Annotated in this window: 6 protein-coding genes; all 6 read left to right on the top strand. The window is 65.3% G+C overall.

The annotated features are described in order from the left end of the window. On the top strand, nucleotides 1-408 hold a 408-nt coding region (locus Q0U08_RS16605; protein WP_298092716.1), incomplete at its 5' end, for a TRAM domain-containing protein. 86 nt (nucleotides 409-494) lie between these two features. After that, on the top strand, nucleotides 495-1,493 hold the full coding sequence (locus Q0U08_RS16600) for a PhoH family protein (RefSeq protein ID WP_298092715.1): 999 nt from the start codon (nucleotides 495-497) through the stop codon (nucleotides 1,491-1,493). Then, nucleotides 1,490-1,999 carry an rRNA maturation RNase YbeY gene (gene ybeY, locus Q0U08_RS16595; protein ID WP_298092714.1) on the top strand — a complete coding sequence of 170 codons (510 nt, stop codon included), beginning with the start codon at nucleotides 1,490-1,492 and terminating at the stop codon, nucleotides 1,997-1,999. Before Q0U08_RS16600 ends, ybeY begins: the two co-directional genes overlap by 4 nt. Before the next feature lie 10 nt (nucleotides 2,000-2,009). After that, entirely contained in the window at nucleotides 2,010-2,915 is a 906-nt protein-coding gene (locus Q0U08_RS16590) for a hemolysin family protein (protein WP_298092713.1), read from the top strand. Nucleotides 2,916-3,058: 143 nt separating this feature from the next. Next, complete coding sequence (locus Q0U08_RS16585; RefSeq protein ID WP_298092712.1) at nucleotides 3,059-4,621, top strand: catalase; 1,563 nt, start codon at nucleotides 3,059-3,061, stop codon at nucleotides 4,619-4,621. Between the two features lie 244 nt (nucleotides 4,622-4,865). Continuing rightward, nucleotides 4,866-6,191 (top strand): sorbosone dehydrogenase family protein, encoded by a 1,326-nt coding sequence (locus Q0U08_RS16580; RefSeq protein WP_298092710.1) that lies wholly within the window; start codon nucleotides 4,866-4,868, stop codon nucleotides 6,189-6,191. The last annotated feature ends 73 nt before the right edge of the window (nucleotides 6,192-6,264 follow it).

Below are 6,264 nucleotides of genomic sequence, written 5' to 3'. Positions count from 1 at the left end.
GGCTTCCCCGGTGAAACGGAAGAAGAGTTCGCCGACACGCTCTCCCTGGTCGACGCGCTCGGCTACGCGCAGGCGCTCAGCTTCAAATATTCGCCCCGCCCCGGCACCCCCGCCGCCGACATGGCCGGCCAGGTGTCCCCTGAGGTGATGGACGACCGCCTGCAACGCCTGCAAGCCGCGCTGAACCGCGACCAGCACGCCTTCAACCTGTCGAGCGTCGGCCGCACCTGCGACGTACTGATCGAACGGCGCGGCAAGCTGCCCGGCCAGATGCTCGGCAAATCGCCCTGGCTGCAATCCGTCCACCTGATCGGCGACCATGCCATCGGCGACCTGGTGAGGGTGGAACTGGCCGCCGCCGGCCCCAATTCGCTGACCGGCACGCAGACCCTGCGCGCCGCGGCCTGATCGCGCCGGGTGGGCAACCGATTTTCCCACTGGCGCTCCGCCCCTTTGCGCACCATCTTCACGGCAATCCGCGAAGAAAGGATCGCATGAGCCGTAAGCCCCTTCCCGCCCGTGCCGGTGAACGCAGCCGGGTGGAACTGGTGTTCGAAAAGCCGCAGATGCTCGCCCATCTGTTCGGCCAATATGACCGCAATCTGGTGGCGCTGGAAAACCGGCTGGGGGTCTACATCACCGCGCGCGGCAACCGCGTCGGGCTGGAGGGCACCGCCGAACAGGTGGCGATGGCGCGCGACGTGCTGAACGACCTGTATGCCCGCATCGGCCGCGGCGAGGAGGTCGATACCGGCCTGGTCGACGCCTCGATCGCGATGGCGGCGGAGCCGACGCTGGACGGCATCGTCTCGGCGGAGCGGTCCTCGCCCCCGCCGATCATGATCCGCACCCGCAAGAAGACGATCGTGCCGCGCACGCCCGCCCAGGCGCATTACATGAAGGAGCTCGTGTCCAACGACATGATCTTCGCATTGGGCCCGGCGGGCACGGGCAAGACCTATCTGGCGGTCGCGCAGGCGGTGGCGCAGCTCATCACCGGCTCGGTCCAGCGTCTCATCCTGTCGCGCCCGGCGGTGGAGGCGGGCGAGCGGCTTGGCTTCCTGCCCGGTGACATGAAGGAGAAGGTCGATCCCTATCTCCGCCCGCTCTACGATGCGCTCTACGACTGCCTGCCCGCCGAGCAGGTGGAACGCCGCATCGCCAGCGGCGAGATCGAGATCGCGCCCATCGCCTTCATGCGCGGCCGCACGCTCGGCGACGCCTTCGTCATTCTGGACGAGGCGCAGAACACCACGCCTGCGCAGATGAAGATGTTCCTCACCCGCTTCGGCCAGAACAGCCGCATGGTGATCTGTGGCGATCCCAACCAGGTCGATCTGCCCGGCGGCGTCACCGCGTCCGGTCTGGCGGATGCGGTCCGCCGACTGGAGGGGATCGAGAGCATCTCCATGAGCCGCTTCACCGCCGCCGATGTCGTTCGCCACCCGATCGTCGGCCGCATCGTCGAGGCCTATGAAGGCCCCGACGCATGATCCAGATCGAACTGTCCCGTGAGGAACCGTGGGCCGACACGGACTGGAACGGCATCGCCACCCGTGCCGCGCGCGCCGCGATCGAGCGGACGCCGCACGGCCCCTTGCTCACCACGCCCGCGCTGGTCGAGATCAGCGTCCGCCTGACCTCCGACGAGGAGGTACACCACCTCAACCGGCAATATCGCGGCAAGGACAAGCCGACCAACGTCCTGTCCTTCCCGATGGTGCAGCCCGACCTGATCGAGACGGTCAGCCAGAATTCCGATGACGGCGAACTGCTGCTCGGCGATATCGTGATGGCGCACGGCGTCTGCGTCGCGGAGGCCGCCGAACGAGGTATCGCGGTGGAAACCCATGCCACCCATTTGATGGTGCACGGCGTGCTGCATCTGCTAGGTTACGATCATATGGACGATGACGAGGCAGAGGCGATGGAGGCCATCGAGCGCGATGCGCTCGCCTCGCTCGGCATCGACGACCCCTATACTGTTCGCGAGGACTAAAAGACCTTCCATGTCAGAGGGCCAAAGTAGCACCGTCGGCGGTGACTCCCAGGAAAACGGTATATGGAGCGGCCTCCGGTCGCTGATCTTCGGGGAGCAGCAGGAAGAATCGCTGCGCGAACAGCTCGAAGAAGCGATCGACCGGCACGAGGGCGATCCCGGCCCCGATGCCAAGGGCGACCTGACCCAGCTCGAGCGGCAGATGGTCCGCAACCTGCTGCATTTCGGGGAGCGCGATGCCGGCGATGTCGGCGTGCCCCGCGCCGATATCATCGCGGTGGAGGAGCGCACCACCTTCGCACATCTCGTCCAGATCTTTGCGGAGGCCGGGCACAGCCGCCTGCCCGTCTACCGCGAAAGCCTGGATGAGGTGATCGGCATGGTCCACATCAAGGACGTGTTCAACATCCTGGCCACCGGTGCCGAGCATCCGGCCACCATCGCCGGCCTGATCCGCGATCCGCTTTATGTCCCCATGTCGCGCGGTGCGCTCGATCTGCTTGCCGACATGCGCCAGAAGCGCGTGCATCTGGCGGTCGTGCTCGACGAATATTCGGGCACCGAGGGCCTCGTCACCATCGAGGATCTGATCGAGGAGATCGTCGGCGAAATCGAGGACGAACATGACGACGCGCCCCAGGCGCTGCTCGTCCCGCTCGACGGCGGCGCATGGGACGCCGATGCCCGCGTCGGGCTGGCGGAAGTGGCCCGCACCGTCGACCCGGCGCTGGAGGAAGCCGAGGAGGATGTGGACACGCTTGGCGGCCTGACCGCGGTGATCGCCGGGCAGGTGCCCGATATCGGCACGCTTGTCGCCCACCCGACCGGCTGGACGATCGAAGTGCTGGAAGCGGACGAACGTCGCATCCACCGCCTGCGCCTTCACCCCCCGGTGATCGAGGAATCGGAGGATTGAATCCGTTCGCGACGGTGCGGCGCATGCCGTCCGTCGCAAAATTCAGGCAATCGATCACAGACGGTCAATCAATGCGTTTTGCCGCTTGAACCGAAGCTGTCACTCTCCGTTCCAGCTTGAGAATGGAATTTGGGAGAGCCCCGATGGCAGACGACAAGAAGCGTCCGACACTCACCACCTCCGCTGGCGCACCGGTGGGCGACAACCAGAATGCGATCACGATCGGTCCGCGCGGCCCGCTGCTGCTCCAGGACTATCAGCTTATCGAAAAGCTGGCGCACCAGAATCGCGAGCGCATTCCGGAACGCGTCGTCCACGCCAAGGGCTGGGGCGCGTTCGGCACCCTGACCGTCACGTCCGACGAAGTGACGAAGTACACCAACGCCGCGCTGTTCAGCGAGGTGGGCAAGAAGACCGACCTGCTTCTCCGCTTCTCGACGGTGGCGGGTGAACAGGGCGCGGCCGATGCCGAACGCGACGTGCGCGGCTTCTCGTTCAAATTCTACACCGAGGAAGGCAATTGGGATCTGGTCGGCAACAACACGCCGATCTTCTTCGTGCGCGATCCTTACAAATTTCCGGACTTCATCCGCACGCAGAAGCGCCACCCGCGCACCAACCTCCGCTCGCCGACCGCAATGTGGGATTTCTGGTCGCTCTGCCCCGAATCGGTGCATCAGGTGACGATCCTGATGTCCGACCGCGGCCTGCCGATCGGCCCGCAATATATGAACGGCTATGGCAGCCACACCTTCTCGTTCTGGAACGACGCGGGCGAGCGTTACTGGTGCAAGTTCCACTTCAAGACGCAGCAGGGCCACAAGTTCTACACGAACGAGGAAGCCGCCGAGATCATCGGCAAGAGCCGCGAATCTTATCAGGAGGAACTGTACGGCGCGATCCATGAGGGCCGCTTCCCGAAATGGACCATGTACGTCCAGGTCATGACGCAGGAACAGGCGAACGAAACCTCGTACAACCCGTTCGATCTGACCAAGGTCTGGCCGCACGCCGACTTCCCGCTGATCGAGGTCGGCGAGATCGAGCTGAACAAGAACCCGGAAAACTACTTCGCGCAGGTGGAGCAGGCCGCGTTCAGCCCGTCCAACGTCGTGCGCGGCATCGGCTTCTCGCCGGACAAGATGCTGCAGGGCCGCATCTTCTCCTATGCCGATGCGCATCGCCATCGTCTGGGTGCGCATTACGAGGCACTGCCCGTCAACCAGCCAAAGTCGCCGGTCGCGCATTACCACAAGGACGGCCTGCTCCGCTTCTTTGCCGACAACAACAACCCGGATGCCTATTACGAGCCCAACAGCTTTGATGGCCCGGTGCAGGACCCGCGCTACAACGAGCCCCCGCTCGAGGTACACGGCGTCGCCAAGCGTTGGGAACAGCCGGTCGGCGATGACGATTTCGTCCAGCCGCGCGCGCTCTACACCATGTTTGACGACGAGCAGAAGGGCCGTCTGTTCAAGAACATCGCCGCTGCGATGCACGGCATTCCGCAGTTCATCATCGATCGCCAGCTTGGCCATTTCGCCAAGGTCGATCCCTCCTATGCCGAAGGCGTCCGTCAGGCGCTGGCCCATCTCGACAAGTCCGAGGAGGACCGCGAGACGCACAAGGATGTCGACCGGATGGCCGTGACCGAACCGCACAAGAATACCGAGGCGGAGGCACCCAAGTTCGAGCCGGTGAAGTAACCTCCCTTGCTTCCCTGAAGGCCCGATCGGCCGCCGGCGTTTCTCCCACGCCGGCGGCCATTATCGTTGATGCGCCCGCTCTTTCCCTCGGCCCCGGCTGCGTCTAAAGCTCGACGCTATCAATGTGACCCGTTCGTGCTGAGCGAAGTCGAAGCAAAGCCACCGCCACATGGCCTTCGACTTCGCTCACGCTGAACGGATGTGGTGCGTCGGCGATGACGCGCGCTGTTCTAGCAAGGTGCCCATGCGCAAACACATCCTGATCGTGCTCGGCCTGTTGCTCCTCGTCGGGGCCGGCATCGTCACCTGGCTCGCCTGGCCGGACACCGCCCAATTATCGGTCGATCAGGTCGTCGGTCGCCAGCCCGCCATCACCGCCCCGCGCCAGCAGACGATCCCCACCGTCAAGGTCGCCAAGGCGGTCGGCTGGCAGGCCGGCGCCACGCCCAGCGTCGCGCCCGGCCTCCAGATCGCCGAATTTGCCGGCGGGCTGGATCATCCCCGCTGGCTGTACCGCCTGCCCAATGGCGACATACTGGTCGCAGAGACCAACTCGCCGCCACGCGACGGGGGAGGCATCGTCCAGAAGGTCATGAACGTCCTGCTCGGCCGCGCCGGTGCCGGCGTTCCCTCCGCCAATCGCATCACCCTGCTGCGCGATGCGAACGGCGACGGCCGCGTCGACACGCGCACCGCCTTCATGACCGGGCTCAACTCGCCCTTCGGCATGACCTTGTTCGACGGCCAGTTGTACATCGCCAACACCGACGCGCTGGTCCGCGTACCTTATACCGAAGGAGCGACCCGGATCACCGCCAAACCCGAACTGGTCATCAAGCTGAACCCCGGCGGCAACCACTGGGCGCGCAATGTCATCCCCGCGGGCGACGGCCGGACGCTGTTCGTCAGCGTCGGCTCGGCCAGCAACATCGCCGAAGGGGGCATGGAGGCGGAGAAGTACCGCGCCAACATCCTCCAGGTCTGGCCCGCCGACAAGAACTGGCGGATCTATGCCGCCGGTCTGCGCAATCCGAACGGCATGGCCCTCAATCCCGCCAATGGCCGGCTGTGGACGGTGGTCAACGAACGCGACATGCTCGGATCGGACCTGGCCCCCGATTATCTGACCCAGGTCGAGTTCGGCGACCATTTCGGCTGGCCCTGGTATTATTGGGGCGGCTATCCCGACACCCGCGTCGAGCCTGCCTATCCGCAGCTCCAGCAATATTCCAAGCGCCCCGACTATGCGCTCGGCCCCCATGTCGCCGCACTGGGCCTGACCTTCGCCAGCGAAGCGAAGCTGGGTAGCCGCTTCGGCAACGGCGTGTTCATCGGCGAACACGGCTCATGGAACCGCAAGCCCGTGTCGGGCTACAAGGTGGTCTATGTTCCCTTCGGCGCCAACGGCTTCCCCGTCGCGGGCGCCAAGCCGTTCGACGTCGTCGGCGGCTTCCTGAACGCCGATGGCGATGCGCAAGGGCGCCCGGTCGGCGTCATCATCGACAAGGCCGGTGCGCTGCTGGTCGCCGACGATGTCGGCAACAAGATCTGGCGCGTCACCGCCCGCTGACCAGAAAGCCCCTCCCCTTCAGGGGAGGGGTTGGGGTGGGGCGCTTCCGCACGCGACCCACCGGCCTCTACTT

This window comes from uncultured Sphingomonas sp. (genome assembly GCF_946477935.1).
GTDB lineage: Bacteria > Pseudomonadota > Alphaproteobacteria > Sphingomonadales > Sphingomonadaceae > Sphingomonas.
Note: the sequence above shows the minus strand (reverse complement) of the source record. Positions and strands in the feature narration are given on the sequence as shown.

Excerpts from the sequence above, each read along its gene's own strand:
- Q0U08_RS16585 (WP_298092712.1), top strand. The coding sequence starts at position 3,059 with ATGGCAGACGACAAGAAGCGTCCGACACTCACCACCTCCGCTGGCGCA.
- Q0U08_RS16600 (WP_298092715.1), top strand. The coding sequence starts at position 495 with ATGAGCCGTAAGCCCCTTCCCGCCCGTGCCGGTGAACGCAGCCGGGTG.
- Q0U08_RS16590 (WP_298092713.1), top strand. The coding sequence starts at position 2,010 with ATGTCAGAGGGCCAAAGTAGCACCGTCGGCGGTGACTCCCAGGAAAAC.
- Q0U08_RS16580 (WP_298092710.1), top strand. The coding sequence starts at position 4,866 with ATGCGCAAACACATCCTGATCGTGCTCGGCCTGTTGCTCCTCGTCGGG.
- ybeY (WP_298092714.1), top strand. The coding sequence starts at position 1,490 with ATGATCCAGATCGAACTGTCCCGTGAGGAACCGTGGGCCGACACGGAC.